The organism is Marinicella rhabdoformis, from assembly GCF_009671245.1.
Taxonomy (GTDB): domain Bacteria; phylum Pseudomonadota; class Gammaproteobacteria; order Xanthomonadales; family Marinicellaceae; genus Marinicella; species Marinicella rhabdoformis.
On sequence record NZ_VTFS01000001.1, the window covers coordinates 1,228,298 to 1,251,493 of the forward strand.

General features: G+C 43.3%; 19 protein-coding genes. 8 read left to right on the plus strand and 11 right to left on the minus strand.

What is annotated here, in order from left to right:
* Positions 1-4: 4 nt before the first annotated feature.
* A complete protein-coding gene (locus FET73_RS05420) occupies positions 5-2,182 on the minus strand; it encodes a carboxy terminal-processing peptidase (RefSeq protein ID WP_154222885.1) in 2,178 nt (725 codons plus the stop codon).
* A gap of 247 nt (positions 2,183-2,429) precedes the next feature.
* On the opposite strand from FET73_RS05420, the gene bamJ reads away from it, so the two are divergent.
* Complete coding sequence (gene bamJ, locus FET73_RS05425; RefSeq protein WP_154222886.1) at positions 2,430-3,176, plus strand: BamJ family beta-barrel-assembly machinery protein; 747 nt, start codon at positions 2,430-2,432, stop codon at positions 3,174-3,176.
* An 81-nt stretch (positions 3,177-3,257) separates the two neighbouring features.
* Here bamJ and FET73_RS05430 read toward each other — a convergent pair whose 3' ends face one another.
* Both FET73_RS05430 and folE2 read right to left on the minus strand, forming a co-directional pair.
* Entirely contained in the window at positions 3,258-5,426 is a 2,169-nt protein-coding gene (locus tag FET73_RS05430; protein ID WP_154222887.1) for a primosomal protein N', read from the minus strand.
* Positions 5,427-5,782: 356 nt separating this feature from the next.
* Positions 5,783-6,703: a GTP cyclohydrolase FolE2 gene (gene folE2 / locus FET73_RS05435; RefSeq protein WP_179952116.1), complete on the minus strand. Its 921-nt coding sequence runs from the start codon at positions 6,701-6,703 to the stop codon at positions 5,783-5,785.
* A 333-nt stretch (positions 6,704-7,036) separates the two neighbouring features.
* Between folE2 and FET73_RS05440 the strand changes: the two genes are divergently transcribed.
* Entirely contained in the window at positions 7,037-9,397 is a 2,361-nt protein-coding gene (locus tag FET73_RS05440; RefSeq protein ID WP_154222888.1) for a collagenase, read from the plus strand.
* An 84-nt stretch (positions 9,398-9,481) separates the two neighbouring features.
* On the opposite strand, the gene FET73_RS05445 is transcribed toward FET73_RS05440, so the two are convergent.
* Genes FET73_RS05445 through FET73_RS05455 form a run of 3 tightly spaced genes read right to left on the minus strand, consistent with a single transcriptional unit; the run spans position 9,482 to position 12,679 of the window.
* Complete coding sequence (locus FET73_RS05445) at positions 9,482-10,753, minus strand: NAD(P)/FAD-dependent oxidoreductase (protein ID WP_154222889.1); 1,272 nt, start codon at positions 10,751-10,753, stop codon at positions 9,482-9,484.
* A gap of 30 nt (positions 10,754-10,783) precedes the next feature.
* Positions 10,784-11,719 (minus strand): proline racemase family protein, encoded by a 936-nt coding sequence (locus tag FET73_RS05450; RefSeq protein WP_154222890.1) that lies wholly within the window; start codon positions 11,717-11,719, stop codon positions 10,784-10,786.
* Entirely contained in the window at positions 11,720-12,679 is a 960-nt protein-coding gene (locus FET73_RS05455; protein ID WP_154222891.1) for a dihydrodipicolinate synthase family protein, read from the minus strand.
* 139 nt (positions 12,680-12,818) lie between these two features.
* Here FET73_RS05455 and FET73_RS05460 point away from each other — a divergent pair, with 139 nt between their 5' ends.
* Together FET73_RS05460 and FET73_RS05465 are read left to right on the plus strand one after the other, a co-directional pair.
* Positions 12,819-13,565, plus strand: coding sequence for an AraC family transcriptional regulator (locus tag FET73_RS05460; protein ID WP_154222892.1), 747 nt, complete (start codon positions 12,819-12,821; stop codon positions 13,563-13,565).
* 28 nt (positions 13,566-13,593) lie between these two features.
* Entirely contained in the window at positions 13,594-15,111 is a 1,518-nt protein-coding gene (locus tag FET73_RS05465; protein ID WP_154222893.1) for an aldehyde dehydrogenase (NADP(+)), read from the plus strand.
* A gap of 106 nt (positions 15,112-15,217) precedes the next feature.
* On the opposite strand, the gene groL is transcribed toward FET73_RS05465, so the two are convergent.
* Entirely contained in the window at positions 15,218-16,864 is a 1,647-nt protein-coding gene (groL, locus tag FET73_RS05470; protein ID WP_154222894.1) for a chaperonin GroEL, read from the minus strand.
* A 27-nt stretch (positions 16,865-16,891) separates the two neighbouring features.
* A complete protein-coding gene (locus FET73_RS05475) occupies positions 16,892-17,182 on the minus strand; it encodes a co-chaperone GroES (protein ID WP_154222895.1) in 291 nt (96 codons plus the stop codon).
* Positions 17,183-17,423: 241 nt separating this feature from the next.
* On the opposite strand from FET73_RS05475, the gene FET73_RS05480 reads away from it, so the two are divergent.
* Positions 17,424-18,863 carry a catalase gene (locus FET73_RS05480; protein ID WP_154222896.1) on the plus strand — a complete coding sequence of 480 codons (1,440 nt, stop codon included), beginning with the start codon at positions 17,424-17,426 and terminating at the stop codon, positions 18,861-18,863.
* Positions 18,864-18,939: 76 nt separating this feature from the next.
* Here FET73_RS05480 and FET73_RS05485 read toward each other — a convergent pair whose 3' ends face one another.
* Together FET73_RS05485 and FET73_RS05490 are read right to left on the minus strand one after the other, a co-directional pair.
* Complete coding sequence (locus FET73_RS05485; RefSeq protein ID WP_154222897.1) at positions 18,940-19,710, minus strand: ABC transporter permease; 771 nt, start codon at positions 19,708-19,710, stop codon at positions 18,940-18,942.
* Positions 19,707-20,630 (minus strand): ABC transporter ATP-binding protein, encoded by a 924-nt coding sequence (locus FET73_RS05490; RefSeq protein ID WP_154222898.1) that lies wholly within the window; start codon positions 20,628-20,630, stop codon positions 19,707-19,709. The genes FET73_RS05485 and FET73_RS05490 overlap by 4 nt, the downstream gene beginning before the upstream one ends.
* Positions 20,631-20,703: 73 nt before the next feature.
* On the opposite strand from FET73_RS05490, the gene FET73_RS05495 reads away from it, so the two are divergent.
* Positions 20,704-20,874: a rubredoxin gene (locus FET73_RS05495; RefSeq protein WP_154222899.1), complete on the plus strand. Its 171-nt coding sequence runs from the start codon at positions 20,704-20,706 to the stop codon at positions 20,872-20,874.
* Positions 20,875-20,886: 12 nt separating this feature from the next.
* Here FET73_RS05495 and FET73_RS05500 read toward each other — a convergent pair whose 3' ends face one another.
* The gene (locus tag FET73_RS05500) at positions 20,887-21,264 is read right to left on the minus strand and encodes a MerC domain-containing protein (RefSeq protein WP_154222900.1); all 378 of its coding nucleotides are present in this window, start codon (positions 21,262-21,264) and stop codon (positions 20,887-20,889) included.
* A gap of 322 nt (positions 21,265-21,586) precedes the next feature.
* Here FET73_RS05500 and FET73_RS05505 point away from each other — a divergent pair, with 322 nt between their 5' ends.
* Both FET73_RS05505 and FET73_RS05510 read left to right on the plus strand, forming a co-directional pair.
* Positions 21,587-22,549, plus strand: a complete 963-nt coding sequence (locus FET73_RS05505) for an integrin alpha (RefSeq protein WP_218944265.1) — start codon at positions 21,587-21,589, stop codon at positions 22,547-22,549.
* Positions 22,444-23,196 (plus strand): integrin alpha, encoded by a 753-nt coding sequence (locus FET73_RS05510; protein ID WP_425481525.1) that lies wholly within the window; start codon positions 22,444-22,446, stop codon positions 23,194-23,196. Before FET73_RS05505 ends, FET73_RS05510 begins: the two co-directional genes overlap by 106 nt.

Below are 23,196 nucleotides of genomic sequence, written 5' to 3' on the forward strand. Positions count from 1 at the left end.
ATCTTTATTTATCGCCTTGTTTAGCCAACAGCGCCTTCATTTTTAGGTCAATATAATCACCTAAAATCCTCGCCGTTTCTTGTAACCTAAAGTCAACAAACAATTCTTCTTCATCTTCATCAGCATTCTCTTCTGCTTCAGCCAATGCCTCCGCTTCAACAGCCAATGTATCTTTTGACTTATGCGTGTCATTTGAATCAAAAAGGGTTTCCACTTGATTTAATATGCTTTTTCCTTCTTGTGCTTTTAATAGCGCTTCTCTTTTTGCTTTACGGGCTTCTTTTCTTGCTTTACTTGCTTCACTCTTTGCCTTGCGCTCAGCTTCGGACAACGAAATACTCTTGTCGTCTTTTTCTGCTTCATACAGTTCAATTTCTTTTTCTAAAAATGTGAATTCGAAATTGACTTTATTTCTGGCCCTTGATTTCTTCTTCAAGAAAACAATTTCATCTGATAAATCATCAAATAATGTATAGTTACTTGCTTGAATACTACTCCAAGGCAAAGCATTATCATATGAAGATTCACCATACTCATCCAAGCCCGGCGCTGCTGGAAATTCAATATCAGGAATCACTCCACGATTTTGGGTGCTGCCGCCGTTGATGCGAAAGAACTGAGCAATGGTCATTTTCATATGTCCTAACTTTATTTCACGGTCATAGGTGTAGTCTTTTAAAGGCAGTACATTTTGAACCGTGCCTTTACCAAATGTTGGGTCACCAACAATCACAGCACGACCATAGTCTTGTAAAGCAGCAGCAAAAATTTCAGAGGCCGAAGCTGAAAAGCGATTCACCATCACCATCACTGGACCGTCCCACGCCATCTGTTTTGATTGGTCTTTTTTAACATCGACTTTACCATCAGAGAATTTAGTTTGAACGACTGGCCCATGATCAATAAATAGCCCTGTTAATTGAATAGCCTCAGTTAATGAACCACCACCATTGTTTCTTAAATCAACAATCACACCCTCAACACCGTCGGCTTTCATTTTGGCTAATATGTCTTTAACATCTTTGGTTGTACTTCTGAAATCAGGATCACCATCTCTATACGCTTCAAAATCCATGTAAAAGGTAGGCAAGTCAATCACACCCACCTTGCGCTCCCCTTCTTCACCTTTGACTTTAAGAATTTGATATTGAGCTGCTTGCTGTTCTAACTTGACTTTGTCTCTGACTATACTGATGGTCTGCGGCATTTCGCCAGGCTCTTCATTTTTTCCTAGAACTTGCAACCTTACAATTGAACCTTTTTTACCTCGGATTAATTGCACCACATCTTCTAAAGCCCAACCCACAACATCTTCAAAGCTGCCTTCGGCATCTTGACCCACTGCGACAATTTTATCGCCTTTTTTTAACGTACCTTCAAGCTCAGCAGGACCTCCTTTGACCACCGTATCAATCGCCGTATATTCTCCGTCATTACCCAATACCGCACCGATACCTTCTAAAGACAAACTCATGTTGATTTCAAAATTTTCAGATGTGCGTGGTGCCATATATCCCGTATGAGGTTCAATCAAGCTGACATAAGCATTCATATAAAACTGAAACACGTCATCACTTTTGCGTTCGTTGATGCGCTTAGCCATCAATTTATAGCGCTTACTTAATATTTCTTTTATTTTTGCAGGTTCTTTATCAACCAACTTCAAACTCAAATAATCATTCTTAACTTTTTTAGTCCACAATGCATCCAAGTCCTTTTCACTCATTGGCCACTCTGCTTTTTCTCGGTCCCAGGCAAATTCATCATCTGCACCGAATGTCATCTCTTCATCTAGCTGTTTCACAGCAAAATCAATCCGATTTTGCATTCTCTTTTTGAATAGATTAAAAATATCATAGGCTGGTTTTAAACGACCTTCTTTAATGAAGTCATCCATTTTAGATTTCCAAGCATCAAACGCCAAAATGTCTTTTGACATGAAATACATTTTATTGGGATCTAAAATAGCGATGTATTTATCCAGAATTTCTTTCGACATCTCATCATCTAACTCAGCATTCTTGTAATGATAATGTTCAATCAGCCTGACCACTAACTGGCTTTCTTTGGCATGTTTTTCTGCCGGTGCCAGAGTATCAGATTTCAGTAATGCATGCGCTTCAAAGGTAAACAAGGCCAAAGCCATGAGGGTAGTTATCGCTGCATTTTTTATGCCATTCATTGTTGATCACTCCTTATTATTGAACTTTATAAATATGATGATGCCTTATACACTGTTTAAATGATATAGGTCAATCGTCACCAAAACAAGGCATCAGTTACAAATCTGAGACCAATTTTGGGATTTTTGGTTCAATTTTAATAATTCACCGTTGCGCAAATGCAACCACAATAAATATTGTATATAATCGCTGCCTTTGTGACTCTTTACTGGGTTCGCATAACAAAGATTAACTTGGAGAAATATAATGAAAAAATCAACTTTGGCTCTGGCCACTGCTGCGGCTTTATTTGCCACCACCTCTTGGGCCAACATGGAAACAGAAAATGGTCAAATCAATTACAAAGTAGGTACTGATGTAGGTAAATATTTAAAAGATTCAGAAATTGGATTTGATAACGAAGCTTTCATGACAGGCTTAGAAGATGGTTTGGCAGGTCGTGAGTTGCGCTTAACCAAAGAGCAGCTAACTGCTATTCGTGGTGTTATCCAACAGAAACAACAAAAAGCCCAAGAAGTGCGTCGCGCTGAAATGATGGCTGAAATGGAAAAACAAAAAGTTGAAAACAAAGCCGCTGGTGATGCTTTCATGGCCAAAAAGAAATCAGAAGATGGTGTCAAAGCCACTGACTCTGGTATCTTGTATGAAGTACTAACCGAAGGCACAGGCCCCAAACCTGCTGCTGCTACTGATACTGTAGTTGTACATTACACAGGTACTTTGATTGATGGCACAAAATTCGACAGCTCTGTTGATCGTGGTCAGCCAGCAACTTTTGCCTTGAACCAAGTCATCAAAGGCTGGACTGAAGGCGTTCAATTAATGAATACAGGTTCTAAATACCGCTTTTACATTCCTTCTGAACTGGCCTACGGTTCTGATGCCCGACCTGGCAGCCCAATCGGCCCTAACAGCACTTTGATTTTTGACATCGAATTAATCGAAGTTAAAACACCTAAGGCTGAAGTTCAAGCTGAGCCTACTAAACAGTAATCAACTGTTATTTATCTCTAAAAAGCCTCTCCATTCATTTGGTGAGGCTTTTTTATTAGAAAAAAAGCCTCTTTTAATAAATCAAGAATCTAACAAAATTGGGTCAACATCCACAATCCATCGCAACTGGCTTGGGAGTTGTTTTCTTACTGCAAATAAATACAGGTGCAATGCTTTTCGGCTGTTGGCATTGATGATGATTTGCATGCGGTGCATTTTTTGTTTGCGTTGAATCGGCGCTGGCAATGGTCCTAAAACACTGACATCTGGGTGTGAATCCTGAATCACAATCGCGGGTTGTAACTGCTGCATCAATTCAAGTTCATCGCGGTGCTGTGCATGAATGATGGCCATGTGACTGTAAGGAGGAAAGGCCATGGCTTCTCTTTCCTGCAATTGTTCTTGCGCAAAAGTTTGATACCCTTTCTTCAATAGCAAACCAAAAAACTCATGGCTGGGGTTCTGGGTTTGAATGATCACTTCACCCCGTGTGTCCGCTCGGCCTGCGCGACCAGACACTTGAATCAACAACTGCGCCAAATGTTCAGTGGCCCTGAAATCTGTTGAATAAAAACTGTTATCCACATTCACCACAACCACCAAAGATAATTTTGGGAAATCATGCCCTTTGGCCAACATTTGTGTTCCAACGATCACACAAGGCTCACCTCGCCTGACAACATCTAAGTTCGTTTGCCAATCTTTAGCTGATTTAATGGTGTCACGATCAAACCGCAAAATGGTTTCATCCTTCAATGACTGAGTTAACCCCGCCTCAATGCGCTCCGTTCCCACACCCAACACATCAGTTTCTTGTGATCCACAGTCTGGACAAAATTCTGGGGTAGTGTAGCGACGTTCACAATGGTGACAAGTCAAACGGTTGGTGTGCTTGTGGTACGTTAAATAGGCATCACAATCATCACATTTGGCAATCCATCCACAATCTTGACACAACCATTTAGGTGACCAACCTCGGCGGTTAAGAAACACCAACACCTGTTGACCCAGTGACAAATGTCTCTTGATGTGATCCAAGGTGTCGTGGGTTAAACCATTTTTAAGCGTCAGTTGAGTGGTATTTTGCACCACGGTTTGTGGTAATGGCTTGCGATTCGTTCGGGTGCGTAATTTCAGCCACTGGTGCTGACCTTTCATTGCCAGCGCCAATGACTCCATGCTGGGTGTCGCCGAACCCAATATCACAGGCACATCAGACAATTGACTGCGCAACAAGGCCAAATCTCGAGCCGAATATCGGATGCCATCTTGCTGCTTATAACTCAAATCATGTTCTTCATCTACAACTATCATGCCCAGCTGTTTGAACGGTGTAAAGATACCCGAACGGGTGGCAACAACCACATCCACTTGGCCCAAATTGGCCTGTTGCCATACCCTCGCTCTGGCGCCATCTGACAACCCAGAATGCAATACAGCCATGCGACCGGTAATGCGCTCACTGATTTCATTAAACAACTGAGGCGTCAAACCAATTTCAGGCACCAACACCAACACCTGTTCACCCTGTTCAATGTGCTTTTGAACCAGGCGGATATAAATTTCTGTTTTTCCAGAACCGGTAATGCCATCCAGCAAAAAACTTCTGAACCCTTGTGAATGATTGATTGAGTTGATGGCTGCCGTCTGGTCTTCAGTTAGCGTAAAATCAGGTGTTCTTAACGACTCACCGTCAAGAAAACACAACTCAGATGATGTGACCAAACCTTTTTTCTCAAGCTGCTTCAACTGATGTGATGCATTGGTGCAAATATGAGTGATTTCTTTACTGGTCAGTGGTTGGTTTTGTTGCAAGTATTTAAAGACCGACTGCTGGTGTTCTGAGCGTTGTGTTTGCGTCTCTGCCGTTTCCCAATCAACAACGGTCTTCCACCAATATTGCTTGGGCACTTCTTGGTTTTTAACTTGCCTGAACCATTTTGGCAATGCCATATGAACCACTTCTCCTAATGGCGCGTGGTAATAACTGGCAGCCTTTCTTAACAAAGACAAAATATTTGCACTTAATAATGGAGAAGCGTCCAATACTGAATCTATGGGTTTAAGCTGCTTATGAACACTGTCACTCGATACAGCCAACACCACACCAACTGCCGGTGTGCGCGCACCTAATTTAACCAAAACCCGGCAGCCCACTTGTGGTTGCTCACAACCCTCTGGTAGCAAGTAATCTAAAAAAGGCGCAAAAGGCACTTTTAAAGCAATATGTAATACGGTTTTATCGCTCACAGTTGTTCAGGCGTCATGAAAAAATCAGGAACAAAATCATAACAGAATCTGACCGACAAAAAGCCGAAATTTGTTAAGTGCTTGTTTTGTTAAGACTTTTTAACTTGTCCACAAAGCCTGTGGATAACTTTGTTGATAACCACTGTTTAAGTGATTCAAATCGTTGCCAGCAGTACCACAAGCTCAAAATGGTTAATTTTTAACCACACTCAATATTTCTTTATATATCAGTGCTTTAGTGATTTATTATAATGTTTGTTTTAACAAAAAACAGTTAAACCCTTGTTACATGACATTTGGCTGTCAACTTGTGTATAAATTAAGAATATCAAGAAAAAAATGAATTATTTTCAGGCTCATTCACTGTATGCTTCAGCAGTAGCATCATGTGGGTGTAGCGATTCATGGTGAGTGACCCTTAAATGAAATGTTTGAACCAGTTCACATTTTATCAATGCTTGCTTAATTCGCCTCGCAGCATCTTCACAAAACATCAAATTCTGACCGTTTCTCAGTGCAAAAGCTTGTTCATCAGCCCGTTTGACAGCTGCTTGAACAGCAGTTTGCAATGTGTTTTCAACCACATTGATTAACTGCTCTACTGGCACTTCTTTTTGCGAACCTGGTAATTTCACTTTAATTACAGCAGATGATCGTTGGGAGTGTGGCGTCGCATTGATGCCTTGCTCAGAACCCAACCACGCCAAAACCGCTTCTTTATCCAGTGACTCTCCTTCAAAGTGATCAGCAAAATTATCTTGAATCAATTGTCGAGCCAATGCCGCAGAACATGGGCAGGTACTCGAATAAGTTACTTGAAAACTGAGGTATTTAGACAGGCCTGTTTTTTGACAGTTCACCACAGACAATTTAATTGGATAGGCACGCCAACCAGCATACTCGCTGACCAAAGCATTGCGCCTCAACAAAGCTTCTGATTCAACTTCAATCAAAGCATTTTGGCTCAAGTCTTTATGCGTCTCGATAAAACGATCGGTTAATGAATGCAATACAGCAAAATCAATGGCTTGAGCCGTGAACACTTCATCACAAGCCAAATACAAACGTGACATGTGAATGCCACGCGACTCCACATCATCCAAAGACACTTCAGCTCGCACTTGGGCAATACTGGTTTGCATATCTGTGTCTGCATTAAGTTTTAGCGGCATCTCCATGTCGCTCATGCCGACCCACTGTAATTGGCCTCCTACTTTGGCTTTTTCTTCGGCAGCAATGTCTGGCAAGGTACAAGATTGGTTGGATGAGTCTAACACGTGATTGGCTGGTGATTCAAAGCCCCTATCATGCGGTCAGTGGCCGTAAAATTCAAGTCTAAACACGCATTAAGTCCACCGACTTTTCCCATTACCAACACTGAATTAGCAAAAGTACATAACAAGCCTAAACCACCTTCTTTCCATTAATAATTATGCTAAACCCCAATAAAACCATCCTAAATCGTTTTTAATTCGAGTTTACATTGTATTATCTGACCATTTATTAACGCATTAAAAAGCTAAACTGGTGACTGGTAAATACAACACCTGTCCATGTGACAACAAATATTTACTGTATAAAAATAATATATAAAGAGAGGAATAGACACCATGAATATCAAGACACTCATGTCACTTGGCTTATGCGTTATCAGCAGCACCAGTATGTCAGTGATGAACACTTCACCTGATAAACTCATCACAGATGCAAGCCTTATAAAACATGCCGATGGAATCAACCACAAATTCAATACCAAAGTTGAACATGGCATACATGCCAAAAACATCAATCACATCGCATTAAGAATAGTCAAAAGTCCACAAAACAAAACCACTGAAAGTTTGGGCGCTTGTGATGACAATGCATTCATCACTTCAGGCAGTGATTTATTAACCCAAATCAGCATTCAAGGGCATGACTGCGTTGAACGTTTATTTGGCGCCGCTTCTGAACAAGTCAGAATAGGCACTTTTACAGAAGCCAACATTGCCACTGTGACCGATGAAATCATCACCCAAGCAGCCACTTATGACGGCACCGATCCAGGGCGCTATATGACCTCGATGTATTATTGGATTAAAGCTTTTTATTACTATGGGAACAGGCAGTTTTTAACAACAAACAACCAAGAGTGGACGAAGAATGCAATCAACGCACTCGTTAACAATGCGCATTTTTATGACAAAACAGCAGAACATGCCAAAGTGGTTTCATATGCCGTAGCAGACATTAATAACGCTTTAATTGGTGATAAAATGATTCCATTGGTCGATAACATGCTGGATAATTTTGACCCCTCATTCAATGCCATTGATGACTGGGCTGGCGTTTTTGCTACTGTGGTTTGGGACTCAATGAACCAATGTGCATGGGATGCAGCATGTCGAGCTGCTGAACACAATGCCGCTTTAGTCAAAAAAGTTGGTGACTATATCAGTGATAATATGGCTTGGCTTGATCGTACTGATGCCGACTTTCATTTGCACAATCTGGGTGCTCAACTATCTAACTTCTACGTTGGTGATTTATATGCAGAACCACACTTTGAGCTATTGAGGCCTGAACTTGAGTTACAGTTAACTAGGATATTCGATGATTTAGGCCCGTTAAAAACAGATACAGGCAGGCGTGCTTATTTACAAGCCATGGCGGGCGTTGATTATTTCCAAAAATGCGCCGTGTATAACTTGTGTAATGCCAAAGAAGACATCATTGCAGCTGTACTTAATGACCGAATGGTTTGCCCATCCAACACCTTGTTTTTTTGGGCACAAGACATGAATCACGAACAATTAACTTGGGCATGTAATTCTTTAGGGCAACACGAAGCCTATTTTCACAGCACCTTATTGACCAATAACACGCCCGTTGTACCAGATGACAATGATGATTTACGTATGGTGGTATTTAACAACAGTACCGAATGGCGCATTTACGGCTATGCACTTTTTGGAGCCAGCACCAACAACGGCGGCTTATACCTCGAAGGCGACCCAAGCACCCCCGGTGACCAAGCCACATTCTTTGCTTATGAAGACGTACCTGAACGGCCTGTTTTTGATATTTGGAACCTCAGACATGAATACATGCATTACTTGGATGGTCGATTCATAACTCAGGGTGACTTTGGTGATGTGAATGGTGCAGGACGCACAGTTTGGTACGGGGAAGGCGTGGCCGAATACATCTCACGAAAAGATTGCAACACCGGTGCAGCCACAGCCGCGGCCAATGGCACCTATGATTTGAGCACCATTTTTACCAATGAATATGGTGTCGGACAAGACCGCATTTACACCTGGGGTTACTTAGCCGTACGCTTTATGTTTGAGGAACGTAATACTGAGTTTTTTGACATGTTAGCACTATTCAAACAGGGCAACTACTCAGCGTATAGAAACAACTTGGTCGACCTTTGGGTGTCCAATGAAACATTCAATAATGAGTTCAATGCCTGGCTGCCTCAAGTACAGTCCAATGGATGTACCATTGACAACACCAGACCCGAATCTCCTGTCGAACCCATCAATGTTGATGACGTTCAAGGAACAGACCTACCAGGGATTGATGCCTGTGCAATAGGTGACCCAGTGAGTGATGATAATTCACTCAGTGCTGGTGTGGCCATCTGTCTTGAAGATACGGTCGATCCAGACTCACAACAAATTGCTTTATATGTTCCCAGCGGGCTGGTTAATGTCACGTTAGAAGTCACTTTAAGACACGGCACAGGTGAAACCAAACTGTTACACCAATTCGATGGGTGGCCCAGTCATAACAATTATGACCACATGTCAGATGAACCCGGAACGGAACAAACCATATTAGAGTCCCCTGTTAACAGCGGCTGGAATTACATCCGGGTTTTTGGAGAACAAAGTTTTTCGGGTGTCACCTTACTGGCCAGATATATCCAAAATGAAGAAGTTGTTGATGATGTGATATTCGACAATGGCTTTGAAAGCCCCTAAAGTATGAACAATTAATTTAACCTCAAGGGCTGTCAAAACAGGTAATTTTGCCAGTCCTTTTATCGTTTACAGCATGTCTTACTGTTAAAACCTACCAGCTGAATAAGGACTAGAATCTATGTCAGTAGACTCTCCTGCCACCAAAGAAGCCACCATTTTTCCTGTCGCGGGTGCCAATGTCATACCCAACATATTGTGCCCAGTAGCCAGCAATGAATTCTTCATGCCCGGAACATAGCCTATGATAGGTAAGCTGTCCCAAGTCATCGGTCGCCAGCCGCACCAAGCCTGTTCATGCTTGCGGCTCAAGTTTGATCTTAAGTAGGGCGATGCTGAATTGAAAAGCTGATCAATTCTTGGCTTTGGAATTCGGCTATCAAAGCCTGAAAATTCAATCATAGAACCCAGCCTCAAAGTCTTATCGAATGGTGTCACACCCACACCGTGCTCTGTAAATAACATAGGTACTTGGGGACAAACCTCCGGACGATCGACTGTCACTGAAAAACCTTTGCAAGGCTCTACGGGTATATGACACCCCAGTGTTGAAGCCAAGTGGCTGCTCCAAGCCCCCGTTGCAAATACAAAATAGTCTGCAACCATTTCACCTTGAGATGTCAAAATGCTGTTTATCCGATTACCAGCCTTGTTGACCTGTGTTAACCGACAGTTTTCTATCACATTCAACCCTGACTCAATCAGGTTTTTTGACCAATTGTGAACCAGCTCATGGGGTGACAATGAGGCGTCATTCTGAAAATGAAAACCACCTGCTAAACCACTTTTTAACGCAGGATCAAATGCAGGTAAATCATCACCTGGTATATATTGAGCCTTGGTATTGAAATGTTCGCTGAGTAACTGACTGAATGAAGCAAACGTTTTAAGCCCCCCTTCACTCTGCATCACATAGCAAAGCCCGCTCTTTTTCCATTGCGCTTCAAACGAGCCATTGCTTAATAGCGACTCATACTCTTGTCGAGAATCATCTAAGATGGCTTTTAAATGACGACCACCTTCCATCATGTCGTTATGGTTGCACCTTTTGGCAAATTGAAACAGCCAGCGATACAATGCCATTCTAAATTGGGGCTTGATTTTAAAAGGGGCTTGGCTGTTAAATAAAGAGACCAAACCTTTTTTCACCATACCAGGCTCAGCCAGGGGCAGCATATGACTGGGACAAATGTAACCACAATTGCCAAAAGAACTGCCACTGCCCACACTTTTTTGTTCAATGACAGTAACTTCAAAACCTTTCTGAATCAAATAATGCGCCGTAGCAATACCAATCACTCCACCGCCAACAACCACGACTTTCTGCGCATTAAACTGTTGCTTTCCTGTTGTACTCAAAACTTTTTCCACCTAAAGCCAGTCAAATGACTATACACTAAAAATACCATGCCGAAACGGATCATCAGATTCAAAAACCAACGAAGATTCTGCTGATATGTATGCCCGCCCCGTGATACTGGGAATCACTTGGCCTTTTTCACCCCACTGATAGCTGCCATAAAACCGACTGCCAATGATGCTTTCTTGAACCCATGTTTCACCGGGTTGTAATTGATTCTTTGCTGCTAAACAAGCCATTTTAGCACTGGTCCCCGTACCACATGGAGAGCGGTCGTATGCACCGCCTGGACACAAAACAAAATTCCTGCTGTCAGCCGATTCACTTTCGGCACCAGAAAAAAACTCAATATGGTCAATAACAGCACCATCAATGCCGGTAACACCAGCCTCCATAAGCGCTTTTTTGATTTGTATTGCAGCCTCAGTTAATTGCTGACAATTTGCTAACACCAAAGCCACAGGTGCATGTTCAGTTAAAAAAAACCAATTACCCCCCCAAGCCACATCGCCTGAAATTTCTCCAAGACCTTTCACATTAAGACAAACATCCGCTTTGAATAAATAACTGGGTACATTTTCAATCGTGGCACCTTCGGCATAATCAAATGTGATTTTAATCACACCCACAGGGGTTTCTATCAACACCTCACTTTCTGGAGCCATCCCTAAATATTGTAAAGTTTTAGCAACCCCCAATGCACCATGCCCACACATCCCTAGGTAGCCGGTGTTATTAAAAAATATAACGCCTGTGACACAACGCTGATCTACAGGCGGGCACAACAAAGCGCCGACCAACACATCTGAGCCTCTGGGCTCTAATATCACAGATTGCCTGAAGTGATCATGATGTGACTCCAGTTGCGCCAACCTTTCTTTCAATGAACCACTGCCCAAAGCGGGTCCGCCAGATACAACCACACGTGTTGGTTCACCTTCTGTGTGTGAATCTATGACTTTCATTCAATGCTTACCGTTATACGTTTTTCCCGGCCAGGTTTGCCACCAGGCTTTAAATTGATGCCATGCTTGTGTAATAAAAGCTTTCTGCGAATCACTCAATTTATCATCAGCATTAAAATGGTGCTGGTATTCTGGGTAACCTGCCAAAACCATCAAATACTTATAATAAAGTACCAAATCAGGTCCCTCATCAAATTGTGATAATACGGTTAAAGCTTGGTCTAATTCATTGGCGAATTGCATCGCTTGGGCATCACCGGTCGCGGCAAGCCTGCACAACTCAGAAAAATGTAAAATCTCATCTGGCAGCGCATTACCCACACCGGTTATAGCACCCACAGCACCACAACGGACAAAGCCATGTACAACTTGTGTATCAACACCAATCATCAGAGATAAAGTGGGATCACCCGATGTGATTTTTTCAGCCGCATAGCTCAATGCTTCTTGGCCTCCAAACTCTTTGAAGCCAACCAAATTCTTATGCTTCTTCCTCAACTCAAAAAACAAATCCGCCTTGGTTTCATAGCCATAATATGGACTGTTATAAATCACAGCAGGTAAGTCTGGAGCAGCAGATAACACTGCTGAAAAATGGTTTCGCTGGGCAGCGACAACAGTTCCTCGGGAGAGTAATCGAGGAATCACCATCAAACCCAGCGCCCCCACTTGCGCTGCATGATCTGCCAAAGCCACGGCTGCGGCTGTGTTTTGAGCACCTGTACCGACGACAGTAGGCACGCCTGAATTAATCAATGCCTCAACACCCTGTTGTCTTTGCTCAATACTTAACAAAGGCCAATCACCCATGGAGCCACAATAAACAACCCCAGTCATGCCTTTTTCAACCAAAGACTGACCCATTTGCGACAGGGCTTCAAAATCAGGAACACCATTTTCATTACAAGGTGTCATCAATGCGGGCATACACCCTTTAAAAACTAGATCAAATTCAGCCATAAGTGCTCACTTAAATTTTGGACATATTATTAAAATTAAAAAACGCTTGATTTTTATTACAAAACACCGTCTATAATACGTATCAGATTATTTTTAATCTGTGTTTATATTCTAGTTAAAACTTCAATTATGGCACAATATGAAAAATATCACTTCATCAGAGCAAGTTTCAAGCTTGTTATTACATCCTTCAATTGCTGAACAGTTGTTCGACCACCTGCCAGACATTGTTTTTTTCATCAAAGATTCAAGTGGCCGTTACTTGGTGGTCAATCAAACCTTAGTTGAACGATGTGAGGCCCAAAGCAAGGGTCAAATCATTGGTCTGGATGCAGCAGAAGTATTGGGTGAAGAATTGGGCCACAGGTACATTGAACAAGACAACAAAGTCTTGAAAAGTAAAAAACCCCTGATCCAACATTTAGAGTTGCACAATTATCAATCGCAAGAGTTGGGCTGGTGTTTAACCACAAAAATACCATTAACTGACAACCATGGCGCTTGCACTGGTTTGATCGGCATTTCTCAGGATTTGAAACTACCGGACGCCACCAATGACTTATTCAGTAACATCCATGCTGCTGTTAAATATGTTGAAGAAAATTTGGACAAGAGCCCAACCATCACAGCCATGGCCAAACTGGCCAACATGTCCCATTACCAGCTTGATCGCCGCATGAAATTGGCGTATGGGCTCAGTGCGGGTAAGTGGCTCATTAAAACACGGGTGTCTCAAGCCAGTCAGCTGTTAATTGATACCAACCACTCTGTTTTAGACATCGCTTTTGCTGTCGGCTATTCAGACCAAAGTGCTTTCACCAAACAATTCAAGAAAACCACCGGCGTCAGCCCCCTCAAATTTAAAAAAATAAACCAAAAAAAATGACAAACCAACCTATTATCAGGAGCTTCAAATGACAACTGGACAACATTTAATAAAAGACCAATGGGTTAATGGCCCATCAAGTTTTGAATCCGAAACACACCAAGGAACAGGCCACAACATTCAACGTGCTAACACTGCAATCGTTAACCTTGCTGCGGAAGCTGCCAGCCAAGCCTTTCAATCTTTTGGGTTCAGCAGTACCAAAGACCGAGCCAAGTTACTCCGCACCATTGCATCAGAAATCAATGCCCGAGGTGATGAAATCACATCAGTTTGCAGTAAAGAAACCGGCCTTCCGTCAGCCCGATTGGTTGGCGAAAGGGGAAGAACAACCCAGCAATTAGAATTGTTTGCTTCATACATAGAACAAGGTGATTATTTACAGCCAAGTGTTGATAAAGCACTACCTGAAAGAACCCCGATTCCTCGCCCTGAATTAAAAAAGACCTTGCGACCTTACGGCCCTGTAGCTGTTTTTGGAGCCTCTAATTTCCCCTTGGCCTTTTCAACTGCTGGTGGTGACACCGCTTCTGCATTGGCTGCGGGCTGTCCTGTGGTGGTCAAAGGCCATCCGGCGCACCCGGCCACATCTGAATTGGTTGCCCAGGCCATATCTGCCGCGATTAAGCAGTGTGACATGGACCCAGGCATTTTCTCGCTGATTCAAGATGATGGCATTAAAGCCGCACAACATTTGGTCAAACACCCTAAAATTTCTGCCGTTGGCTTTACTGGCTCACTGAAAGCTGGCCGAGCCCTGTTTGACTTGTGTAACCAACGCCCGGTTCCCATCCCTTTTTATGGCGAAATGGGGTCACTTAACCCGGTGTTTATCCTACCTGATGCCTTGGCACAATCTTGTCATGAAATTGCTAACGGCTGGGTTGATTCATTAAACTTGGGTGTTGGACAGTTCTGCACCAAACCCGGCTTGCTATTCATCCCTCAAGGCGAAGCAGGTGATGCTTTTATTGAAACAGCAAAAACCAAACTAGAAAACAGCACCGCAAACCAGCTCTTAACAAAAGGCATCGCCACCGCTTTTGTTCAAAGCACACAAGACATCAAAAACAAGTCAGGAGTCACACCTGTTTATAACCCCACAGTTACCGTTGATGCCATCTACCCCAATGTGTTCACAACCACCGCCACCACATGGTTTGACTCACCCGAATTGCATCAAGAAATTTTTGGGCCCTATGCCTTAATTGTCAGAACAGCGAATCATACCGAAACATTAAAAGCGGCAGATGCGCTCGAAGGACAATTAACCAGTACATTGTTTATTACTGAACATGACTATGAAATGGCCAAACCCTTGCTACAAATTCTAGAACAAAAAGCAGGCAGAATATTAGCCAATGGTTTTCCGACCGGTGTTGAAGTTGCAGAAAGCATGGTTCATGGCGGTCCCTATCCTGCCAGCACCTTTGTCGGCACCACCTCTGTCGGCACCACTGCCATTCAAAGGTTTTTGCGCCCTGTGTGCTACCAAAATATCCCCAAAAACCTGCTGCCATCAGAATTACAAGAATTCACTGACTAATTGGCAGCAACACCAGGCAGCACGAATACAAAAATTACAATTAAAAAAGCCCCAAGGCGTTTCCACCTTGGGGCTTTTTAATAGCTTAAAGTAGCTGGGGTATGATTTACATCATGCCGCCCATACCACCCATACCGCCCATGCCACCCATATCAGGCATTGGTGCTGCATCATCTTTAGGTAATTCAGCAACCATACACTCTGTGGTGATCATCAAAGCCGCTACAGAAGCTGCGTTTTGCAAAGCGCTTCTGGTTACTTTAGCAGGATCCAAAACACCTTCAGCAATCATGTCAACATACTCGCCAGTACCGGCATTGTAACCGTAATTACCTTTACCGTTTTTCACTTCATTGACAACCACTGATGCTTCTTCACCACAGTTGTTGATGATTTGACGCAAAGGTTCTTCCATTGCAGTCAATGTGATAGCAATACCGACATTTTGGTCTTCATTAGCACCTTTCAAACCTTTCACTTCAGCTTGTGCTCTGATCAAAGCCACGCCGCCACCAGGTACAACACCTTCTTCAACAGCTGCACGTGTTGAATGCAATGCATCATCAACGCGGTCTTTCTTCTCTTTCATCTCAACTTCAGTGGCAGCACCGACTTTAATCACTGCAACACCGCCGGCCAATTTAGCCACACGCTCTTGTAATTTTTCACGGTCATAGTCACTTGAAGCTTCTTCAATTTGAGCACGGATTTGCGAAACACGGCCTTCAATTTCAGCTGCTTCACCAGCGCCATCAATGATGGTAGTGTTGTCTTTGTTCACTTGGATGCGTTTAGCAGAACCCAAGTCATCGATGCCGGCCTTGTCTAATTGCAAGCCCACTTCTTCAGAAATCACAGTACCACCAGTCAAAACAGCAATGTCTTCCAACATCGCTTTTCTGCGGTCACCGAAACCAGGTGCTTTAACAGCACAAACTTTAACCGTACCACGCATGTTGTTAACAACCAAAGTAGCCAAAGCTTCACCTTCGATGTCTTCTGCGATGATGAATAATTTCTTACCTGTTTTAGCAACAGCTTCTAATACTGGAAGCAAGTCGCGGATGTTTGAGATTTTTTTATCGTGTAACAAGATGAAAGAATCATCTAAGTCAGCAGTCATCGTCTCTTGATTCGTTACGAAATAAGGAGACAAGTAACCACGATCGAACTGCATGCCTTCAACAACATCCAACTCGTTACCTAAGCCTGAACCTTCTTCTACAGTGATAACACCTTCTTTACCCACTTTTTCCATCGCTTCAGCAATGATTTCACCGACTGATGCATCAGAGTTAGCAGAAATCGTGCCCACTTGAGCAATCGCTTTAGAATCAGTACAAGGTGTAGATTGTGCTTTGATGGCTTCAACTGCTGTAGCAACTGCCAAATCAATACCACGTTTCAAGTCCATTGGGTTGCGGCCAGCAGCAACGGCTTTCAAACCTTCACGAACGAAAGCTTGTGCCAAGATGGTAGCAGTGGTTGTACCGTCACCGGCCACGTCGTTAGTTTGCGACGCCACTTCTTTAACCATTTGAGCACCCATGTTCTCAAACTTGTCTTCTAATTCAATTTCTTTAGCAACAGATACACCGTCTTTGGTTACTGTTGGTGCACCGAAACTTTTTTCTAATACCACGTTGCGACCTTTAGGGCCTAAAGTGACTTTAACGGCATTGGCCAATACATTCACACCACGAGCCATTTTGGCACGTGCGTCTTCTGAAAATTTTACTTCTTTAGCGCTCATAGTAATCTCCTTTGTTTATAGTTGATGTTACTCAACGATTCCAATGATGTCTTCTTCTTTCATGACGACATATTTCTCACCGCTAACTGTTACTTCGTTAACACCATATTTTTCTTCGAACAAAACTTTATCACCGACTTTAACGTCTAAAGGTCTTTGTTCACCTGAAGCCAAAATGCGACCGTTTCCAACAGCCAGCACTTCACCTTGTACAGGTTTTTCAGTGGCAGAATTAGGTAAAACAATACCGCCTGGAGATGTGGTTTCACTCTCAACGCGTTTAACAATCACGCGGTCATGTAAAGGACGAATATTCATGTTTCGAACTCCTTAAATTAAAAATAAAGATTAAGTTTGCAGCAATCGACCCACGTCAATCACCAGATGATGCTTCATATAAGGGTGTTGGTTTTTAATTCAAGCAAAATTAGATAAAAATCCCACATACTTTTTTAGACCGTTCTGTTTTTACGAATGTATCAATAGAATCATTCTGTTTTACAAATGATGTGCCGATATTTAACATGGAACTTGAATTTACAAAATCAGGAAATCAACAATGAAAACACAGTTAACTACCAGTTCTGGAACACCTGTAGCCGATGACAATAACAGCATCAGCGCAGGTGAAAGGGGCGCATTGACATTCAACAATGTTCATCTTTTTGAAAAACTGGCTCACTTCAACCGAGAACGCATTCCAGAAAGGGTGGTTCATGCACGCGGCACCGGCGCTTATGGTACTTTCACTTTAGAAGAATCTCTTTCTGACCACACCATTGCCGACTTCCTACAAGAATCTGGTCAACAAACTGAAGTCTTCGTCAGGTTTTCTACAGTCGGTGGCGGCCAAGACTCCAGTGACTATGCACGCGATCCTCGTGGTTTTGCGATCAAATTCTATACCAAAGAAGGTAATTTTGACTTGGTCGGAAACAACACACCGGTGTTCTTTTTGAACGATCCCATCAAGTTTCCAGATTTTATTCACTCACAGAAAAAGAACCCCAAAACCAATACAGCCGACCCCGCTGCGATGTTCGAATTCTGGGCCAATCACCCGCAGTCGCTGCATCAAATGACCATTTTGATGTCAGACCGTGGCATACCTTTGAATTACCGACACATGCATGGCTTTGGATCACACACTTTCAGCTTTTGGAACAAACAAGGCGAACGCTTTTGGATCAAGTGGCATTTCAAAACACAACAGGGCATCAAAACTGTCCGCAGTGAACAGGCACATGAGCACCCAGCTGACGGCGCTCAAGCAGACCTGGTTAATGCCATTGAATCTGGCGACTTCCCGAAATGGACAGTACAGCTACAAATCATGACCGAAGCTGAAGCACAAAAATACCACATCAACCCATTTGATGTGACCAAAGTATGGCCACATAAAGATTTTCCATTGAAAGATATTGGTACCTTAGCGCTTAATCGAAATGTGGAAAACTACTTTACTGAAACGGAACAAGCCACTTTTGCGCCAAGTAACTTTGTACCTGGCATTGGGGCCTCTCCAGACAAGATGCTACAAGGCAGGTTGTTTGCTTACCAGGACGCACACCGCTACAGGGTTGGTGTTAACCACAACCAAATTCCGGTGAACCAACCTAAATGCCCAGTTAACCACTACCAAAGAGACGGTGCCATGGCTGGAGCCTGTCCAGTCACTGGCCATGCCAACAGTTCAGTCAATTTCTATCCCAATGATCAGATAAACGAAGGTGCACCCGTACCCACACCGGCAGTGGCAGAACCGCCCATGCCGATTGAAGCAGATGCTCACATCCAAGCCTATAGCCAAGATAAGGATGATTATTTCAGCCAAGCAGGTGAACTGTTCCGCCTCATGAGTGCCGATCAAAAAGCACAACTGACCACCAACATCGCAGGCGGATTGAGTCAAGCCAATCAAAGCATCCAACAAAGGATGTTAACGCAGCTTGAACAAGCGGACGCTGACTATGCGCAAATGGTGAAAGCACGACTGTAAAAACATCACAGCAAAAAAAAGCCCGCAGCACATATCTATAAAATGCTGCGGGCAATATTTTTTTTCAAAAGTGTTTTTAAGAACGAAGACCCAAACCTTTGTTCAATATGTGCAGTGAAATGGCACCCAGTACAACTACAAAAGTCAGGATGATGCCATAAGCGACACCAATATTGATGTCAGACACACCCAAAAATCCATAGCGGAAGGTGTTCACCATATACAAAACAGGATTAGCCAAAGACACACCTTGCCAAAAATCAGGCAACAAGCTGATGGAATAAAACACACCACCCAAATAGGTCAAAGGCGTCAAAATGAAGGTCGGAATGATGGCAATGTCATCGAATTTCTTGGCAAAGGCTGCATTGATAAAACCGGCCAATGAAAACACAATCGAAGTGAGAATCACCGTACTCAACACAATACCAATGCTGTGAATTTGAATGTCAGTGAAAAACATCGCCACACAGGTAACAATCAATCCCACAGTCAAACCACGGAACAAACTGCCAGCCACATAGCCGACCAATATCGCCCAATTGGGCATCGGAGAAACCAAAAGCTCTTCAATGTGCTTGGAAAATTTGGCCCCGAAAAACGAGGACACCATGTTGCCATAAGAACTGGTTATGACTGACATCATGACCAAGCCGGGCACAATAAAAGACATATAATCAAAGCCACCCATTTGACCAATTCGTGAACCAATCAAGTTACCAAATATGACGAAATACAAGGTCATGGTAATGGCGGGCGGTAAAAAAGTTTGTGACCAAATGCGCACGATGCGATTGACTTCACGGCGCAATAACGTCTGGATGCCGACTAAAGTGTGATTGCTCATAATTGCGCTCCTTTTGATTCTGTCATTTTGACAAATAATTCTTCCAGTCTATTCGCTTTGTTTCGCATCGAGGTGACACAGTAACCGGCTTCATCCAACTCTCTGAACACCGCATTGAGGTTCTTGGATTTGGGTACATCTAATTGAATCGACAAATCATCTTTACGTATCGCGCTTAGTTGTTTCAATATCGCGTCACCTGGTTCTTTGTCTAAATCAAAAATAAAAGTCTCGATGTCCAAAGTGGTCAACAATTCCTTGATGGTGGTGTTTTTTACAATTTGGCCATGATCAATTATCGCAATGTTCTTACACAACTGCTCGGCTTCTTCTAAATAATGTGTGGTCAGAATAATGGTTGTGCCGTTGGCTGCAATTTGTTCAACGAATTCCCACATAGAACGGCGAATCTCGATATCCACACCAGCCGTTGGTTCATCTAAAATCAACAGTTTAGGTTCATTGACCATCGCACGCGCAATCATCAAACGGCGCTTCATGCCACCCGATAAACCACGAGATATGGCATTTCTTTTATCCCATAACTGCAGCTGTTTTAAATATTTTTCAGTGCGTTCCAAAGCCACTTTTCGCGGCACACCATAAAAACCGGCTTGCTGCGCGACGATATTCATCGGCGTTTCGAACATGTTGAAATTGAATTCTTGAGGGACCAAGCCAATGCTCGCTTTGACCTGTTGGCGTTCTGATTCTAAATCATGGCCAAACACTTTTACCTCACCGGATGTGGCATTGACCAAAGATGAAATGATGCCAATCATGGTTGATTTACCGGCACCATTGGGGCCCAATAAAGCGAAAATTTCACCCGCTTTTACGGTCAAATCAACCCCTTTCAGGGCTTGGGTGCCGTCTTTATAGGTTTTGACTAAGTTTTTTATTGCTAAAGCGTTTTCCATAATTTGTTCATCAATTGTTGATTTTTATCGGCTTGACCAAATATCTGCATCATCTGTAATTTGATGATGAAACATGGCAACTGATTTTAAAAAATATATTTGTGTGGTTTGCGGCTTGATATATGACGAAGCCGAAGGCTGGCCTGAAGACGGCATCGTACCAGGCACTGCATGGGATGACGTTCCAGAAACTTGGATGTGTCCTGATTGTGGCGTCACCAAAGAAGATTTTGAGTTATTATAAATCACCTGACAATCACTTGACTGTTTTAACGGCGCAACCTGATAACCTGTAGTTGCGCCAATGCGCCACCACCATGGCAAGCCCACCCAAAACAAATAAACCAGACTCAACCAATATGGGCACTTGATCTTCCAAAGCCGTGGCCACCAAAAGCACCGCATAACCCACCAAAGCAATGACAATCACCTTAATATCTTTGTGTTTTTTCCAACCCGTTGCAAAAGACCACAAAGCAATCGAACCAATCACGGTCATCCAAATCCAGCCATGGCCAAAGTGCGCCCAGCCGGGCACCACAGCAGACACGCTGAGTATGATGGGCAGCATGGCGCATTGAATGGCACAAAGGCCAGACAAAAACATGCCTAATTTATCGGTCCAAGCTCGCATTGAATTGGTTAAAAGAATTGCTAAGAGGTCAATATATGCTTAAATCCCAAGCAATCAAGCAAAATATCGGCATTAACTGAAAAAACCAACATAATCGTTTATATTCAGGCTTGAATGCTAGCACCTACATCACTACAAGCGACATACACTCATTTATAGGTCCAGTATCGAAGCATCACTCTACACCTCCTGAGCTCTGCCTCTACCCTTCTCTAACAACCGTAACCATTATTTAATGGCGCTTTTTCTGGTATTTTTTTAACCTTAAGCTTTATAGTTTTAGGTACCAAAAGTTAACAATCCCATAAACAAAATATAAGTTATGATTATACATCGTAAAAAAATCGTATTTTCTATCGCCTTGGCGCTGGGATTAAATCACAACCCTGGCTATGGACAAGCTGAAGGGGATACAGCGCTTATTGATTTAAATGGCAGTAATGGCATCACAATCAATGGCGTGACGGTCGGTGATGGTTCAGGTGGAGCGGTCAGTGACGCAGGTGATTTCAATGGCGATGGCTTTGATGATGTCATCATTGGAGCCAGCAGTGCTGATCCTGGAGGTAACAGCTCTGCTGGCAGCAGCTATGTGGTATTTGGTTCAGAGAATGGTCTTCCCAATCCCTTAAATCTGGAAGACCTGAATGGTCTAAACGGTATAGTTATCAATGGGGCCAATTTCTTTGATTATTCTGGCGTCTCAGTCAGTGCCGCCGGTGATGTCAATGGGGATGGCAATGATGATGTGATCATTGGGGCTGACGACGCGGAATCCAATGGCAATTCCGGCGCTGGCATCAGCTACGTCGTGTTTGGTTCTGTCGACCCTCTACCCAATCCGTTAAATCTTTACACCATCAATGGCATCAATGGCTTTAGCATCCATGGAAGTGAAAGTAATGACCGATCCGGTCACTCAGTCAGACCCGCTGGTGATGTGAATGGCGATGGACTTGATGACATCATTGTCGGGGCTTTTAGGGCTGATCCAAATAGCAACAATCAAGCTGGCAGCAGTTATGTAGTGTTTGGTTCAGACTCTCCCTTCCCGAATCCTTTTTTCTCAACACCATCAATGGCAGCAATGGTTTTGTTATCAATGGGGTTGCTGCTGGAGACAACTCAGGTCAATCAGTCAGCGCCGCTGGTGATGTCAATGGTGATGGCATTGATGACATCATCATTGGAGGACCCGGAGCCAATCCCAATGGGAACGATTCAGCTGGCAGAAGTTATGTGCTGTTTGGCTCAATCGCCCCCACAGCTAATCCCTTCAACCTGACTGACCTCAATGGCAGCAATGGCTTTGTCATTAACGGAATTGCGGTCGATGACCAATCAGGCATATCTGTCAGTGCTGCAGGTGATGTCAATGGCGATGGACTTGATGACATCATCATTGGAGCCGATGGTTCAAGTCCAGGAAGCAACACGGAGGCTGGCAGCAATTATGTGGTGTTCGGTACTGATGGACCCATATCCAATCCCATTAATTTAAGTGATCTCAATGGCAACAACGGTTTTGCCATCAATGGCGCTGCTGAATATGATTATTCTGGCACCTCAGTCAGTGCTGCCGGTGATGTCAATGGTGATGGTATTGATGACATCATCATTGGCGCTTCCGGAGCGGACCCTAATGGCCATACAGAAGCTGGCAGCAGTTATGTGGTGTTTGGCACAGACGGACCTATAACAAGTCCTATGAACCTCAACGACCTCACTCATTCCAGTGGCATAAACATCAGTGGCGTTGCGATTAATGACCGTTCAGGAACATCAGTAAGCGCCGCCGGTGATGTTAATGGTGATGGATTTGATGACATCATCATAGGAGCACCCGGCGCTGACCCCAATGGCAACAGTTATGCAGGCAGCAGTTATGTGGTGTTTGGTCATGACATCATTTTTAAGAATAGTTTTGAATAA